Annotated in this window: 14 protein-coding genes; 5 read left to right on the top strand and 9 right to left on the bottom strand. The window is 72.2% G+C overall.

Annotation, left to right across the window (positions count from 1 at the left end):
• Positions 1-39: 39 nt before the first annotated feature.
• Entirely contained in the window at positions 40-1,173 is a 1,134-nt protein-coding gene (locus P696_RS0112940) for a low temperature requirement protein A (protein WP_026412675.1), read from the bottom strand.
• A gap of 94 nt (positions 1,174-1,267) precedes the next feature.
• On the bottom strand, positions 1,268-2,506 hold the full coding sequence (purD, locus tag P696_RS0112945; RefSeq protein WP_026412676.1) for a phosphoribosylamine--glycine ligase: 1,239 nt from the start codon (positions 2,504-2,506) through the stop codon (positions 1,268-1,270).
• A gap of 405 nt (positions 2,507-2,911) precedes the next feature.
• Here purD and corA point away from each other — a divergent pair, with 405 nt between their 5' ends.
• Positions 2,912-4,021, top strand: a complete 1,110-nt coding sequence (corA, locus tag P696_RS0112950) for a magnesium/cobalt transporter CorA (RefSeq protein ID WP_211245723.1) — start codon at positions 2,912-2,914, stop codon at positions 4,019-4,021.
• Between the two features lie 38 nt (positions 4,022-4,059).
• Here corA and P696_RS0112955 read toward each other — a convergent pair whose 3' ends face one another.
• The 6 genes from P696_RS0112955 to fbaA all read right to left on the bottom strand — a co-directional run bounded on the left by P696_RS0112955 (position 4,060) and on the right by fbaA (position 10,411).
• Positions 4,060-4,959, bottom strand: a complete 900-nt coding sequence (locus tag P696_RS0112955) for a glycerophosphodiester phosphodiesterase family protein (protein ID WP_026412678.1) — start codon at positions 4,957-4,959, stop codon at positions 4,060-4,062.
• Between the two features lie 181 nt (positions 4,960-5,140).
• Positions 5,141-6,427 carry an adenylosuccinate synthase gene (locus P696_RS0112960; RefSeq protein ID WP_026412679.1) on the bottom strand — a complete coding sequence of 429 codons (1,287 nt, stop codon included), beginning with the start codon at positions 6,425-6,427 and terminating at the stop codon, positions 5,141-5,143.
• A 149-nt stretch (positions 6,428-6,576) separates the two neighbouring features.
• Positions 6,577-7,005, bottom strand: coding sequence for a DUF3151 domain-containing protein (locus P696_RS0112965; protein ID WP_026412680.1), 429 nt, complete (start codon positions 7,003-7,005; stop codon positions 6,577-6,579).
• Positions 7,006-7,606: 601 nt separating this feature from the next.
• A complete protein-coding gene (locus tag P696_RS45125) occupies positions 7,607-8,173 on the bottom strand; it encodes a GNAT family N-acetyltransferase (protein ID WP_084337375.1) in 567 nt (188 codons plus the stop codon).
• Positions 8,174-8,723: 550 nt separating this feature from the next.
• Complete coding sequence (locus P696_RS0112975; protein WP_026412681.1) at positions 8,724-9,182, bottom strand: winged helix-turn-helix transcriptional regulator; 459 nt, start codon at positions 9,180-9,182, stop codon at positions 8,724-8,726.
• A 206-nt stretch (positions 9,183-9,388) separates the two neighbouring features.
• On the bottom strand, positions 9,389-10,411 hold the full coding sequence (gene fbaA, locus P696_RS0112980) for a class II fructose-bisphosphate aldolase (protein WP_026412682.1): 1,023 nt from the start codon (positions 10,409-10,411) through the stop codon (positions 9,389-9,391).
• Positions 10,412-10,629: 218 nt separating this feature from the next.
• Here fbaA and P696_RS57410 point away from each other — a divergent pair, with 218 nt between their 5' ends.
• Positions 10,630-11,913: a DedA family protein gene (locus P696_RS57410; protein ID WP_064744009.1), complete on the top strand. Its 1,284-nt coding sequence runs from the start codon at positions 10,630-10,632 to the stop codon at positions 11,911-11,913.
• A 69-nt stretch (positions 11,914-11,982) separates the two neighbouring features.
• On the top strand, positions 11,983-12,372 hold the full coding sequence (locus P696_RS0112990; protein WP_051467568.1) for a hypothetical protein: 390 nt from the start codon (positions 11,983-11,985) through the stop codon (positions 12,370-12,372).
• Positions 12,373-12,422: 50 nt separating this feature from the next.
• Here P696_RS0112990 and pyrE read toward each other — a convergent pair whose 3' ends face one another.
• Positions 12,423-12,959, bottom strand: a complete 537-nt coding sequence (gene pyrE, locus P696_RS0112995) for an orotate phosphoribosyltransferase (RefSeq protein WP_026412684.1) — start codon at positions 12,957-12,959, stop codon at positions 12,423-12,425.
• Between the two features lie 86 nt (positions 12,960-13,045).
• On the opposite strand from pyrE, the gene P696_RS45135 reads away from it, so the two are divergent.
• Positions 13,046-14,308: an amidohydrolase family protein gene (locus P696_RS45135; protein ID WP_051467457.1), complete on the top strand. Its 1,263-nt coding sequence runs from the start codon at positions 13,046-13,048 to the stop codon at positions 14,306-14,308.
• Positions 14,309-14,764: 456 nt separating this feature from the next.
• Complete coding sequence (locus tag P696_RS0113005) at positions 14,765-15,469, top strand: hypothetical protein (protein WP_026412685.1); 705 nt, start codon at positions 14,765-14,767, stop codon at positions 15,467-15,469.
• Positions 15,470-15,512 lie beyond the last annotated feature (43 nt).

Raw genomic sequence — 15,512 nt, forward strand, 5'->3', positions numbered from 1 at the left:
CCATGCCCCGGGCCCGGACCCACCCGCCGGCGCCCTCGCTCAGACTCCGGCGGGTTCCGCGCGCCGCGCGCGGACGGTGTGCTCGGCGAGCTGGGCCGCCGCGAGGACGCCGGTGAGCGCGGCCAGTCCGGCCGCCGCTGACCAGTGCGCCAGCGGCACGCCGACCACGCAGGCGAAGGCCGCCGCGATCCGGATCCGGGACGGCCCGATCCGCACGATCCGCCGGAACCAGGCGTCGCCGAGCAGGAACAGCGCGGTTCCTCCGGCCAGCGCGAACGACGGCGCGTACGGCAGCGGGTCCCACGACTCCGCGACGGTGCTCTTCACGCCCGCGGCCAGGACGATGATCCCGACGATGAGCGGGATGTGCGCGTAGAAGTATCCGGACATCGTCATGTTCGCCCGTTCCGCCGGGTCCGCCGCGGTCAGCGCGTGCTCGGCGTGCGTGTCGTCCCGGGAGAAGTACGTCCACCAGATCGCGGCGGCGAGGGCGAGGCCGAGCAGGACGGTCGCGATCAGCCCGGCGGTCAGCTTCTGGTGGCCCGCGCCGACGCCGATCGCGACCACCGACTCGCCGATGGTGATCATGACGAGCAGGCCGTGCCGTTCCACGATGTGCCCGGGACGGATGTCGAACCGCCCGCCCGGCGGGACGATGTAGGGCTGCACGACCGGGACGACCAGGGCCAGCGTCCACAGCACGTAGACGGGCGCGCCGTGCCCGAGCGTCCCGGCCGCGATGATCAGCGCGGCGGCGGTCAGGTTCGCCGGGAGCACCCGCAGGATGTGCGTGTTGGCCTGCGCGAACAGCACCACGTGCGCGAGCACGAGGATCAGGTACCCGAGCCCCCACACGACGCCGCCGGAGCCGAACCCTCCGGGCGTGGCGAGCGCGATCATGAAGAACCCGCCCATCCCGGTGAGGACGAGCAGCCGCCGTCCGACCGTCGTCGGCGCGGTCATGTTCGTCAGCCAGGCGTACCCCGCGTACATCCACCACAGGACGCCGAACATGAGCACGACCTCGGCCAGCCCGCGCAGGGTCATGTCGTGCGCGAGCACGCCGGTCAGCTGGGTGATCGCGAAGACGAACACCAGGTCGAAGAAGAGCTCCAGCGTCGTGACCGGGTACTGCTCCGGCTCGGACGCGCCGTCCGGCTCCACCACCGCCATGAGCGGCCTCTCGTCGAGGGTGTAATCAAGTAAGCGTGCATTCTGCCGCGTCGCCTACCGACACGTAACCCCCAACGGCCCCGGAGCCGGAGGCTCAGTCCAGCAGGGCGATGTCCGAGCGGTGGTGGGATCCCCGGAGCTCGACCTTGCTCGCGGCCTCGTACGCGGCGGCGCGCGCGGACGCCACGTCCGGCCCGCTGCCGACGACGTTGAGGACGCGTCCGCCCGCCGAGACCAGCTCTCCCTCGGCGTTCAGCGCGGTGCCCGCGTGCAGGACGTAGGCGTCCGGGACGGCGTTCGCCGCGTCCAGGCCGCTGATCACGTCGCCCTTCGCCGGGGACGCCGGGTAGTTCTCGGCCGCGACGACGACCGTGACGGCCGCGCCGGGACGCCAGGCGAGCTCGAGGTCCGCGGGCAGCCCGCCGAGCGCGCACGCCTGGAGCAGCCCGCCGAGCGGGGTGGCCAGCCGGTCCAGGACGACCTGGGTCTCCGGGTCGCCGAACCGCGCGTTGAACTCGATCACCCGGACGCCGCGCGAGGTCAGCGCCAGGCCCGCGTACAGGACGCCGACGTACGGCGTCTCGCGGCGGCGCAGCTCGTTCACCGTCGGCCGGACGACGGTGTCCATGACCTCCTCCACCAGGCCGGGCGGGGCCCAGGGGAGCGGGGTGTAGGCGCCCATGCCGCCGGTGTTGGGCCCGGCGCCGCCGTCGTAGGCGCGCTTGAAGTCCTGCGCCGGGACGAGCGGGACGGCGTCCTGCCCGTCGCAGAGCGCGAAGAGCGAGACCTCCGGGCCGTCCAGGTACTCCTCGATGACGACGCGGTCGCAGGCCTCGGCGTGCTTCAGCGCCTCGCCGAGGTCGTTGGTCACCACGACGCCCTTGCCCGCGGCGAGGCCGTCGTCCTTGACCACGTAGGGCGCGCTGAACTCGGCGAGCGCGGCCTCGGCCTGGCTGAGCGTTTCGCACACGTGGGCGCGCGCGGTCGGCACCCCCGCCGCCTCCATGATCTCCTTGGCGAACGCCTTGGAGCCCTCGATCCGGGCGGCGGCCTTGTCCGGCCCGAAGCAGGCGAGACCGGCCTCGCGCAGAGCGTCGCCGACGCCCGCGACGAGCGGGGCCTCCGGGCCGACGACCACCAGGTCGACGGCCAGCCGCTGAGCCAGCTCGACCACGCCGGTCGGGTTCAGCATGTCGATCGCGTGGTTCACCGCGACCTCCGCCGTCCCGGGGTTGCCGGGGGCGCAGTGCAGGGCGGTCACGGAAGGGTCGCGATGCAGGGCGCGGGCGAGCGCGTGCTCGCGGCCCCCCGTTCCAAGGACGAGTACTCGCACGTCGGGGAGCTTAACGGTCCGCCCGTCCTCGCGTCCGCAACCCACCCGTCCCTCCGAGGCCCCGAACCCCCGCCGGAGCACGGCCGGACACTGTGCGGGCATCCGGGGCGTGCGGGCGCTTGCTGTGACGAGCCTGACATACCGGTGCGTCAACCTGACGGTTGTCCGCCGCGTCTTAATTGTCGCTGGTAGCCTTCAGGGGTTGTGGCCTCGTGGTCCGGAAGGAGGTGGTCGGGATGATTCCTGGCGATACGTGCAGTACGTCGGAGAACCCTCACAGTCCGAGCCGGACTGACCGTCCGACCGCCTCTTCAAGGCGTCCGGCCACGCCCTCCACGCGCTCCCCGCTCTGACAAAGCGGGTCGAGCGCGCCTGCGCGCTGTGGCCGGGGGTTAGGAGCACCTCATGGCCATGACCCGGGTCCGCCCCACGCGGGCGACGATGTCCCTCTTCAAGCCTCGTGGACGCGTCCAGGCGCCCACCGGCCCGTCCTGCGTCCGCGACAGCGCGGTCATCGACTGGGCCGCCTACATCGACGGGCACCGCGTGTGCACCGACTCGGTCGGCGACGCCGTCCGCCTCGTCCGGGACGGACGGCTCGAACCCGCCGAGGCCGGCGAGGACAGCGCCGGGTTCGTCTGGGTCGGGCTGCACGAACCGTCGGCCGCCGAACTCCAGGAGATCGCCGAGGTCTTCGGGCTGCACCCGCTCGCCGTCGAGGACGCGATCCACGCCCACCAGCGGCCCAAGCTGGAGCGGTACGACGACGTCCACTTCCTGGTGATGAAGACCGTCGGGTACGTCGAGCGCGACCCCGAGGGCGGCGAGGTCGTCGAGACCGGGGAGATCATGGTCTTCGTCGGCGCGGACTTCGTGGTGACCGTCCGGCACGGGGAGCACGGCGGGCTCGGCCCGGTGCGCCGCGGCCTGGAGGCCAACGCCGAGCGGCTCGCGCAGGGCCCGGCGGCCGTCGTGCACGCCGTCACCGACCACGTCGTGGACGGCTACGCCGCCGTCGCCGACGCCATCCAGGAGGACGTGGACGAGGTCGAGGAGGCGGTGTTCTCCCCCGAGCGCACCGACGAGTCGCGCCGCATCTACCGGCTCAAGCGCGAGGTCATCCAGCTCAAGCGGGCCGTCGGGCCGCTCGCGGGCCCGGTCCGCAGCCTGTCGGGACGCCGGTTCGTGCCGACCGAGATCAAGGAGTACCTGCGCGACGTGGAGGACCACCTCACCCGCGTCCGCGAGCAGGTGGAGTCCTTCGACGAGCTGCTGAACCCGATCCTCCAGGCGCACATGACCCAGGTCACCGTCGCCGACAACCAGGACATGCGGAAGATCTCCGCCTGGGGCGCGATCTTCATGGTGCCGACCGCGATCGCCGGGATCTACGGCATGAACTTCAAGTTCATGCCGGAGCTGGAGTGGCGGTACGGCTACTTCATGATCATCGGCCTGATCGCCTCGATCTGCCTCAGCCTGTACCGCGGCTTCCGCCGCAACGGCTGGCTCTGACCGGCCCCGCCGCGGAGGACCGGTTCAGGCGGACCGGTTCAGGCGGGCAGGAGCGCGGGCGCGGGGACGGGAAGCCCCCGCGCGCGCAGGACGGCGCGGAGCCGGTCCGGGTGGTCGGTGACGATCGCGTCCACGCCGAGGTCGGTGAGGCGGCCCATGTCGATCGGGTCGTTCACGGTCCAGGTCGTGACCTGGAGGCCGAGCGCCTGCGCGTCCTCGACCAGCGCGGAAGTGACCAGGTCGTACTCGGGGGAGAGGACGGTCGCGCCCGCGGCGAGGGCGACGCCGACCGGGTCCTCCGGCGGCAGGCCCGCCAGCCAGTCGGTGCCGGGGAGCAGCGTCTTCCGCTCGACCAGCGCCACCCGTCCCGCGCCCGGGGCGAACCGGGCGGCCGAGGCGAGCACCCGCCAGTCGAACCCCAGCAGCCGCGACCGGGACGTCAGGCCGTGCGCGTCCAGGACCTCGGCCACGGCGGCCGTGAGGCGGTCGACCGCCCGGGCCGTCCAGCCGGGGTCGGTCTTCAGCTCGACCGCGAGCCCGACGTCCGGGACGGCGCCGAGGAGCGTGCACGCCTCGTCCAGCGTCGGCAGCGGCGTGCCGGGCACGGCGCGCTGCGTCGCGGTGAACGCCAGCGGGGTGCGGACGCCCGCGTCGACCGTCCTGACCTGCTCCAGCGTCAGCTCACGCAGCCCGCGGCCGACGTAGGGGAACAGCGGGTCGCCCGGCCGGGCCGGAGCGGTGTCGGCGAGGTTGCCGGGCGACAGCATCTGGTCGTGGTTGCAGACGACCACCCCGTCGGACGTGAGGCCGACGTCGAACTCGATCGCGTGGACGCCGAGTTCCAGCGCGTGCGCGAACCCTGGCAGCGTGTTCTCCGGGCGCAGACCGCGCGCGCCCCGGTGACCGTGGATCTCCACGGTCCCGCCGAAATACGTCACGCCCGAAACCTACCGGGCGGGCCCTATCCCGCGATGGACGATCGGTGAGATGCCGTTGAACGGCTTGGGGCCGCCAGGAGCGTCCCGGGTCGCCGGAAACGCACCCGGGCGCCCCCGCTCACGCGGAGACGCCCGGAAAGGGTTTAGGGACACCAAGCCCTTAGGCTCGCGCCGCCCGGCCTCAGGAGACCAGGGAGCGGAGCTGGAGGGTCTGGTCGCGGCCCGGGCCGACGCCGATCGCGGAGATCTGCGCCCCGGACATCTCCTCCAGCGCCCGGACGTACGCCTGGGCGTTCTTCGGCAGGTCGTCGAAGGACGTGGCGCCGGTGATGTCCTCCTGCCAGCCCTCGAAGTACTCCAGGACGGGCTTGGCGTGGTGGAAGTCGGTCTGGTTCGCGGGCAGCTCGTCCACGCGCTCGCCGTCGATCTCGTAGGCGACGCAGACCGGGATCCGCTCCAGGCCGGACAGCACGTCCAGCTTGGTGAGGAAGTAGTCGGTGATGCCGTTCACCCGGGTCGCGTAGCGGGCGATCACCGCGTCGAACCAGCCGCAGCGGCGGTCGCGCCCGGTGGTCACGCCGTACTCGCCGCCGGTCGTGCGGAGGAACTCGCCCCACTCGTCCAGCAGCTCGGTCGGGAACGGGCCCGAGCCGACGCGCGTGGTGTACGCCTTGAGGATGCCGATCACCTTGGTGATCTTCGTGGGGCCGATCCCGGAGCCCGCGCACGCGCCGCCCGCCGTCGGGCTGGAGGACGTGACGAACGGGTAGGTGCCGTGGTCGATGTCGAGCAGTGTGCCCTGCGCGCCCTCGAGCAGCACGACCTTGCCGTCGTCCAGCGCCTTGTTCAGCACCAGCGTGGTGTCGGTGACGTACGGGCGCAGCCGCTCGCCGTAGGCCAGGTACTCCTGGACGATCGGGCCGGTCTCGATCCGCCGCCGGTTGTAGACCTTGGTGAGGACCTGGTTCTTCTCGCGCAGCGACAGGTCGAGCTTCTGGGTGAGGATGTTCGGGTCGAACAGGTCCTGGACCCGGATGCCCATCCGGTTGATCTTGTCGGCGTAGGCCGGGCCGATGCCGCGGCCCGTGGTGCCGATCCGGGCCTTGCCGAGGTACCGCTCGGTGACCTTGTCGAGGGCCCGGTGGTGGGGCATGATCAGGTGCGCGTTCGCCGAGATCAGCAGCCGGTCGGCGGAGACGCCGCGGTCGGCGAGTCCGTCGATCTCCTGGAGCAGCACGGCCGGGTCGATCACCACGCCGTTGCCGATGACGGGCACCACGTCGTCCGACAGGATTCCGGACGGGAGCAGGTGCAGGGCGTAGCTCTTGTCGCCGATGACCACCGTGTGGCCGGCGTTGTTGCCACCCTGGTAGCGGACGACGTAGTCGACGTCGCCACCCAGCAGGTCGGTGGCCTTGCCCTTGCCCTCATCTCCCCACTGGGCTCCGACAAGAACGATGGCCGGCATGCCACTTATCCTTCCCACGACGAAGGCCCCTGATCGCAAGCGCGAAGGGGCCTCTTGCGATCAAATCGTACCCGCAGCGGGGAGTCGAAGAAACCGCACGTCGTGTCCCAGGGGGCCGAAAAGCCCAGTGGGACGGGGTTGACCGGGATTTACTTTGCGTTCTCCGCGAGCGCCTGGGCGGCGGTTTCGCTGCTGTCGCGGAGGAAAGAACGGCAGCGCTCCGCCTCGGCGTCCTCGCCGATCGCGGCGGCGGCACGGCCCAGAGCGTGCAGGGAACGCAGGAACCCGCGGTTCGGCACGTGCTCCCAGGGGATCGGGCCCTGGCCCTTCCAGCCCGCCCGGCGCAGCGCGTCGAGGCCGCGATGGTACCCGGTGCGCGCGAACGCGTACGAGTCGATCACCCCGCCCCGCGCGAACGCGCGGTCGGCCAGCTCGGCCCACGCGCCGGGGTACTCGGGGTGGCGCGCGGCCACCTCGAACGGATCGACGCCGTTCTCCAGGGCCTCACGCGCCTCGGGGACGTCCGGGAGTTCGGTCGGTGGCGGCCCGCCGAGCAGGTTCTGGGTCATGCCGGTCATCGTAGGTGGGAACGCCCGCGCTCCAACAACCCGGGTCACCCTCCCGTCGAGGTTCCGGTCGAGCCCGGAACCACCACCCCCGAAACGCAAGTGACCCCGCGCCCACCGATCCCAACCCCACCACCTACGAACCCCCACCGCCAACCACCCGCAACCCGCCCACCGAACCCCCACCAGGCAACGGACGAGCACCTCCTGACGGTCGGACGCAAAACGACAGCCGAACGGCTGCTTGCGGGCAGCCGCAAGTCGACAGACGCACCGCCGCTGACAGGCAGGCACAGGGCAGCGAGCGAACGACCGCTGCCGGGCAGACACAAGCGGCGGGCGAACGGCTGCTGACAGGCGGATGGCAAGTCGACAGGCGCACAGCCGCTGATAGGCGGGTGCAGGGCAGCGGGCGAGCAGCCGCTGCCAGGCAGATACAAAGCCGCGAACGGACGGAGGTCTGGCGGGGCCGATGCAAGGTCGCAGGGGAACGGCCGCTGGTGGACGGATGTGAGGCGGCTAGGGAACGGTTGCTGGCGAGCGATGCGGGACTGGCGAACGGCTACAGGTGGGGTGGGTGTGGGGCGGCGGAGGAGCGGCCGCTGGCGGGGGGCTAGTGCAAGGCGGCGGGCGCACGGCTGCTGGTGGGCAGGTGCAGGGCGGCGGGCGGATGCGGTGACGCTGCGGGCAGGTGGAAGGTGGAGGTCTCCCCGCTCCGGACGGCCCGGGCCGTCGGCCAGGCGTTCCGGATCAGCGCGACCGCGCCCGCATTGGTGCTGTAGACGTCCGCGCGGAACGTGGTCACCCCGCGCCGGGCCGCCAGCGGCAACAGCAGGCGCATGAGCAGGCCCCCGAGGCCGTGCCGCTGCCACGCGTCCGCGACCAGGACGGCCACCTCCGCCTCGTCCGGACGAGACGTCAGGCGCGCGTACTCGGCGATCCCGACCATCGTGTCGCCGCAGAGCGCGACCAGTGCGTCCCGGTCCCAGTGGTCGAGCCGTCCGAGCGTCGCCACGTACGTCTCGGGAACGCGCGGCGTCCCTGAGAAGAAGCGCATGTACAGGCTCCCCTGGGACAGCGCGCCGGACATGCGATGCAGCCGCGCCTCATCACCACTCCCGAAGGGACGAATCCGGACCTCCGCGAGGCTCTCCTCATTGAGTAGCGTCACAAAACCCATTGCACAACACAAAGTTGTGTGAAGCAACCCTCAGATCGCCGCCCGCACAACACACAGTCCAGACAAGGCCCGCCGAGCCGCCCACACCAGCCGGCCCGCACGAGGCAGCTGACTCGCGCAGGTCGGCCGGGACGCGCTGGCGCACGCGGCGCCCGGCGGATCGGACGGGTGGCCGACACGCACGGGTGGGGGTGCTTGGGGCACGCGGTGCCCAGGCGGGCCGCGTGGGGCGGCCGACGTGCGTGGATGGGGCCGGGCCGCGCGGGCCAAGCGGGTCACGTGGGCCAGGCTGAGCACGCGAGGTAGTCGACTCGCGTGGGTGGCCACGTGCGTGGGTGGGGCAAGGCGAGTCGGGGCGCGTGGGCCAGGCGAGGGCGCGCGGGGTGGCCGACTCGCGCGGGTGGGCGGGTGTTGGCCGGGTGCCCGGTACGCGCGGGGACCAGGCAAGGCGCGCGGGGTGGCTGACTTGCGCGAGTGGGCGAGGACGCCGGGTGTGGTGTGCGCGGCGACTGGGTGCGTGGGGGCGGAGGGGGTGCGGGTTGGGAGGGGGTCAGGTGGAGGGGGCGCCGGGGCCGGGGCGGGATTCGATGTCGGTTGGGTCCAGGGGCTTGCCGCAGGTGTCGCAGGTCATTCGGGGGGTCAGGGCCCCGCCGCAGCCTGCGTGCAGGATCAGCGCGGGTGGGCCGTCCGGTGCGTAGTGCCGGTCGCCCCACAGCAGCAGCGTCATCATCGCGGGCCAGAGCTCGACGCCCTTGCGGGTCAGCCGGTATTCGTACCGCTCCGGCCGCTCCTGGTAGCGGACGCGTCGGAGCAGTCCCTCCTCGCACAACCGGGACAGCCGGTCGGTGAGGACGTTCCGCGCCACTCCCAGGGCCTCCTGGAAGTCGTCGAACCGGCGCACGCCCTCGAACGCGCTGCGGATCACCAGCAGCGTCCACCGGTCGCCGACGATCTCCAGAGCGCGGGCGATCGAGCAGTTCTGGTCCTCGTACGTGCGGGGGAGAGCCACGAACCGAGCCTATCCGGGCCCGCCGTCACCCGAACGGTCCCGAACCGGCGGATCCGCACGAATGCGCCGGGCGGACCGTCCGAAAAGTCGAGCGGCCCCTCCTGTCCGCCGAGCGGATCGTCCACAAGTCGAACGGGCCTGCCCGGAACGTGGACGGGGTCCGGTGCTTGGAGCGGCCGGACCCCGTCTGTGGGAACGCGTGTGTGTTACTTGATCTTCTTGCCTGCGGCGAGGAGGTCCTCGCAGGCGGTGACGACGCGGGCGGCCATGTTCGTCTCGGCGGCCTTGCCCCAGGAGCGCGGGTCGTACTGCTTCTTGTTGCCGACCTCGCCGTCCACCTTCAGGACGCCGTCGTAGTGGTTGAACATGTGCGCGGCCACCGGACGGGTGAACGCGTACTGGGTGTCGGTGTCGATGTTCATCTTCACCACGCCGTAGGACACCGCCTCGCGGATCTCCTCCAGCGACGAGCCCGAGCCGCCGTGGAAGACCAGGTCGAACGGGCTCGGCTTGCCGTACTTGGCGCCGACCGCGTCCTGGATCTCCTTGAGCACCTCGGGACGCAGCTTCACCGAGCCCGGCTTGTACACGCCGTGCACGTTGCCGAAGGTCGCGGCGAGGATGTAGCGGCCCTGCTCGCCCAGGCCGACGGCCTCGGCGGTCGCGATGGCGTCGTCGGTCGTGGTGTACAGCTTCTCGTTGATCTCGTTGGCGACGCCGTCCTCCTCGCCGCCGACCACGCCGATCTCCATCTCCATGATGATGCGGGCCTGGCGGCACTGCTCGAGCAGGTCCTGCGCGATCTCGAGGTTCTCGGCCAGCGGGACGGCCGAGCCGTCCCACATGTGCGACTGGAACAGCGGCTCCTGGCCGCGCGCCACCCGCTCCTGGGAGATCTTGACCAGCGGACGCATGAACCCGTCCAGCTTGTCCTTCGGGCAGTGGTCGGTGTGCAGCGCGATGTTGACCGGGTACTTGTCGGCCACCACGCGCGCGTACTCGGCGAGCGCGGTCGCGCCAACCACCATGTCCTTCACGGTCGAACCGGACAGGTACTCCGCGCCACCGGTCGAGACCTGGACGATCCCGTCGCTCTCGGCCTCCGCGAAACCGCGCAGCGCGGCGTTCAGCGTCTGGCTGGACGTCACGTTGATCGCGGGGTAGGCGAAGCCGTCGCGCTTGGCGCGGTCGAGCATCTCCGCGTAGACCTCGGGGCTGGCGATGGGCATGGTTCAGCGTCCTTTCCGGCCGGATCCCGGCGGCACCGTGTGCTGTCGTGTGTTCGGTCCTGGCCCGACCCGCGGGGGTGGCGCCACCTGGCCAGTATCTCGGATTCCGGCGATCGGGCCACTCCGGGGGCCGGACCGGGGAGCCCAAGGGCAAATCGGTCAAGATCGGCATTTCGCTTTACATCGGCCCTACAGGGGTGTCCGGGTAGGCTCGCCGCGTGGACCTCGCCCTGAATCCTCTCGATCCCAACTCCCTGATCTCCACCTTCGGGGTGTTCGGGATCTTCGCCGTCATCTTCGCCGAGACGGGCCTGCTGGTGGGATTCTTCCTGCCCGGCGACACGCTGCTGTTCGCGGCGGGGCTCTTCAGCACGGCGACCGCCGCGCACGGCGCGGGCATCCCGCGGATGTCCCTGCCGATGCTCATGGTCGGCGCGCCGCTGTGCGCGATCGCGGGCGCGCAGGTCGGGCACTGGCTCGGCGCGCGGTACGGCCGCAAGCTGTTCGACCGGCCGAACTCCCGGATCATCCGTCCGGAGCACGTGGAGAAGGCCGAGTACTACTTCAACAAGTTCGGCCCGGCCAAGGCGGTCGTCCTGGCCCGCTTCATCCCGGTCGTCCGGACGTTCCTGAACCCGCTCGCCGGGACGCTGGAGATGCCCGCCCGCACGTTCTTCCTGTGGAACGCCGTCGGCGCGGTGCTGTGGACCGAGTCGATCATCGTCGCGGGCCACTTCCTGGGCTCGCGGGTCAAGGGCATCGACAAGTACGTCCTGCCGGTGGTGTTGCTGGCCGTCATCGTGTCGATGGTCCCGGTCGCCCGCGAGGTCATCAGGGGCCGTGGCAAGGCCAAGACCGAGAGCGGCGACGCCGGTAGCGGCGGCGACCAGGACGGCGGGAACGGCGGCTTCGGCTACGGCGGAGGCCACGACGGCGGCTTCGGCGGCGGTGGCCAGGGCGGCGGCTACGGAGCTCCCCAGGGCGCTCCCCAGGCCGGCGGGGGCTATGGCCAGGGTTCGGGCCAGCCGGGCGGTTATGGCGGCTACCAGGGCGGTCAGGGCGGCGGCTACCAGGGCGGTGGCGGTTACGGCGGCCAGCAGGGCGGCTACGACGGCCAGGGCGGTCAGGGCGGCCAAGGCGGTTACGGCGGCCAGGCCGGTCCGCAGGGCGGCGGCTACGGAAACCAGACCCCCGGCCAGGCTGGCTATGAGAACCAGGCTCCCGGTCAGGGCGGCTACGGAAACCAGGTTCCTGGTCAGGCCGGCTATGGAAATCAGGGCGGCGGCTATGGCGGCGCCCAGGGGGCCGGTTACGGCGGCGGCCAGGACGCCGGTTACGGCGTGGGCGGCTATGGCGCTGGTCACGGCGGTGGCGCACCGGCCGAACAGCCGGGCGGCGGGCGCCCTCAGAAGGGTAAGCACCGCGGCGGCCCGGGCAACGGTCCGAACAAGAATGGCCCTGAACAGTCACGCCCGTCGCTCAGCGGCGACAGTTATCGCTAACCTCCGCATGTGGGACGTCATCGGTCGGACCCTCGTGGTCTAGCGCGCATTGCCCTCGCGGCCTTGGCCGTGGTGGCCGTCGTCGCGCTGCTCGTCGTCGGCGGCATCGCGCTGTTCAACGCGGTGAACACGGGGGACGACACCAAACCCCAGCAGTCCGCCCGTGCCTCGGCGTCCGGCGGCAGGCAACATTCGGGCGGGCAGAAGGCGAGCGCCTCGACCCCGCTGGTGATCAAGGTGGTCGGGTCCTCCGCGACCAACGTCCTGGTGACGGTCGCGGGCTCCAACCATGTGCTGGCCCAGGGCCAGCTCAATCCCGGCGAGGGCCGCAGGATCGAGGACGCGCCGCTGAACGTGGTCGCCTCGGACGGCGGCGCCGTCCAGGTCACCATCTGCGGCAAGGTCCAGCCGCGGAAGCCGAGCGGCCAGCGGGGCACCTGGTTCGTCGACAAGTGCTGACGGACGGGTGACCGGCCGCCCGCCGATCACCCGCCACCACTTCCGTCGGGTCAGTCGAGGCCGAGGTCGGGGACGGCGTAGGGGTGGCGGTACTCCAGGCCCTCGGCGGCGATCCGGTCGGCCGCGCCGCGCTCCAGGATCGTGGCGACGGCGACGACCTCCGCTCCCGCCGCACGCAGGGCCTCGACCGCGGTCATGACCGAGCCGCCGGTGGTGGAGGTGTCCTCGACCGCCAGGACGCGGCGTCCGGCGACGTCCGGGCCCTCGATGCGGCGCTGCAGCCCGTGCTGCTTGTCGGCCTTCCGGACGACGAAGGCGTCCAGCTTGCGGCCCCGCGCGGCGGCGGCGTGCAGCATCGCGGCCGCGACCGGGTCGGCGCCCAGCGTGAGCCCGCCGACGGCGTCGTAGTCCAGGTCGGACGTGGCGTCCAGCATCACCCGGCCGACCAGCGGCGCGACGGCGCCGTCCAGGGTGACCCGGCGCAGGTCCACGTACCAGGACGCGCGCCGTCCGGACGACAGCACGAAGTCGCCGTGCACGACGGCCTTGGCCTTGATCTCTTCCAGCAGGTCATCACGATCGCTCACGGTGAGCACTTTATTGCCCCGGACGCACCGGACGGCCCGTCGGGGCTCCGAAGCCGGTTCTCGACCTGCCAGTCCATGATGGTGAGGTGAGTGTCACCCCGCCCGGCGCCCCGACGCCGCACGCCCCGCCGCCCCCGGCCGAGACCGTCGTGTACCGAGGCGGAGTCCTTGTGGACGGGACGGGGTCACCGGCCCGTCCGGGGACGAGCGTGGTGGTGTCCGGCGAGCAGATCACCGAGGTGGCTCCGGACGCGTCCCAGCGGGTCGCGGACGGTGCGCGGGTCGTCGACCTCGGCGGACGGTTCGTCCTGCCCGGCCTGGTCGACACCCACCAGCACCTCGCGACGCCGCCGGACCGGCCGCTCGCCGAGGCGACGCTGCGCCGCGACCTGCGCGGCGGGGTCACCGCGATCCGGATCATGGCCGACGATCTGCGCCAGATCGCCGACCTCGCGCGCGCCGCCCGCGTCGGCGAGGTCGCCGCGCCGGACGTCCGGTACGCGGCGCTGACGGCCGGGCCGTCCTTCTTCGACGATCCCCGGACGGCGCAGGTCAGCCAGGGTGAGACGCCGGGAGCCGTGCCCTGGATGCAGGCGATCACGCCGGACACCGACCTGCGGCTCGCGGTCGCGCTGGCGCGCGGCACCCACGCCACCGCGATCAAGATCTACGCCGACCTGCCGGGCGGGACCGTCGCGGCGCTGACCGCCGAGGCGCACCGGCAGGGCCTGCGGGTCTGGGCGCACGCGGCCGTCTTCCCGGCCACGCCCGCCCAGGTCGTCCGCGCGGGCGTCGACACGGTCTCGCACGTCACGATGATGGCGTTCCAGGAGCCGTCGCGACCGCTCACGACCTACGCCGACAAACCCCCGATCGACCACACGCGCTTTCTTGAGGGCTCCCATCCGGCCGTGGCGGCGGTGTTCGCCGACATGCGCGCACGAGGAACCGTCCTGGACGCGACCGGCAGCATGTGGGACGCGGAGTCTCCCTCAGGGAAGCTTGCCGCCGTCCTCACGGCACAGGCGCATCGCGCAGGCGTGGACGTGTCGACGGGCACTGACAGCGACCCCGATCCTGAGCGCGCGTACCCGCCCGTCCTGGACGAGGTGGCCTTCCTAGTCGAACGTTGTGGATTCACGCCTCTGGAAGCGATCCGTTCGGCGACCCTCGTGGGCGCGCGTGCCCTGGCCGCCGAACACGAGATGGGCACTGTGGAGCCCGGAAAGCTCGCCAACCTGCTCGTCCTGGCGGACGACCCGCTCCGCGACATCCGCAACCTGCACACCGCCGAACTGGTCGTGAAACGCGGCCACGCCCACGCCCTCGCAGACCGCTTCGCGACCTGACCGGAACATCACGGAAGCTCCATCCCAAGCGCTCGACGGATCCACGGCTTCCAGGACGCGCCCCAGACCAGCGACGCCGCGCCACATCGCCAAGCGCCAAGCGTCGGCCCCGCGCCCGGGCCCCGCACCGCGCCCTGGGCCCCACACCGCGCCCTGGGCCCCGCACCGCGCACCGCCCTGGGCACCGCACCGCACCGGGCCGCGCACCGAGCCCGAGCCGAGCGGATTCGGGTGGTTGGAAGATCGCGGAGGGAGCGCCGTTGCGCGCGGCGCGCGGACGGCCCGGGCGTGTACGGTGGGCAGCCGACGGCCGCCGCGCACCGCTCGCCGAACCCGAGGACGGAAACGCGGCCCGATCGCTTTCACGGTCCACTCGGAGCCAGGCGCGTGACGCGCGGCCGGGTGCATGGCGCACCAGGTCAGGCACGGTTCACACGGAGTCAGGATGAGGCAGACGTGACGCCCGGAACCCTCGTCCTGCTGCACACTCCGCACACCGGCGCCGACGCCTGGGGCGACCTGCCGGAGATGCTGCGTTCGTACGGCCTCGACGTCGTGACCCCGGACATCCCCGATCTCGACGGCGTGCGCTACGTCGCCCGCGCCTCCCTCATCATCGCCGCGACCGCCCCGGACGTCCCGCTCGTCCTCGTGGGCCACGGCTCGGCGGGACCGCTCCTCCCGGCCATCGCCACGGCACAGCGCGCGGCGCACCGTCCAGTCGGTGGCTACGTCTTCGTGGACGCCTCCCTTCCTCGCGCCGCCCGGGCCTTCCAGGACCACTCACACGCCACGGAACCCGCCCTGCCGTCCGCACAGGCCGGCGCCCCCGTCAACGCGCACGGGCCCGGGGAAGCGCACCCGCACGTCCACATGAACGGCCACGCGCCCCACAGGAACAGCGCGCCGCCCGGGCAGGCCGAGCCACCGGCACGGGTGCCCGTGGCCGGGCCACCGGCACCGGTGCCCGCCGACTGGCCCGACGCGCCGTGCGGCTACCTGCGCACCCACGCCGACCGCACCGCCACCCCACCCCAGGACGGCGCGGACTCGCGCGACCAGGCCGTCCGCGAGGCGTCGCTGCGCGGCTGGACGGTCGTCCAGCACGAGCCGCCCGCAGCCGTCGCCCAAACCCTCAGTGAACTTATCGCCACCCTCTGACAGAACCGCCGACAGAACCGCACGACTGTGCCGTGCGGCCCTG

The organism is Actinomadura oligospora ATCC 43269 (genome assembly GCF_000518265.1).
Taxonomy (GTDB): domain Bacteria; phylum Actinomycetota; class Actinomycetes; order Streptosporangiales; family Streptosporangiaceae; genus Spirillospora; species Spirillospora oligospora.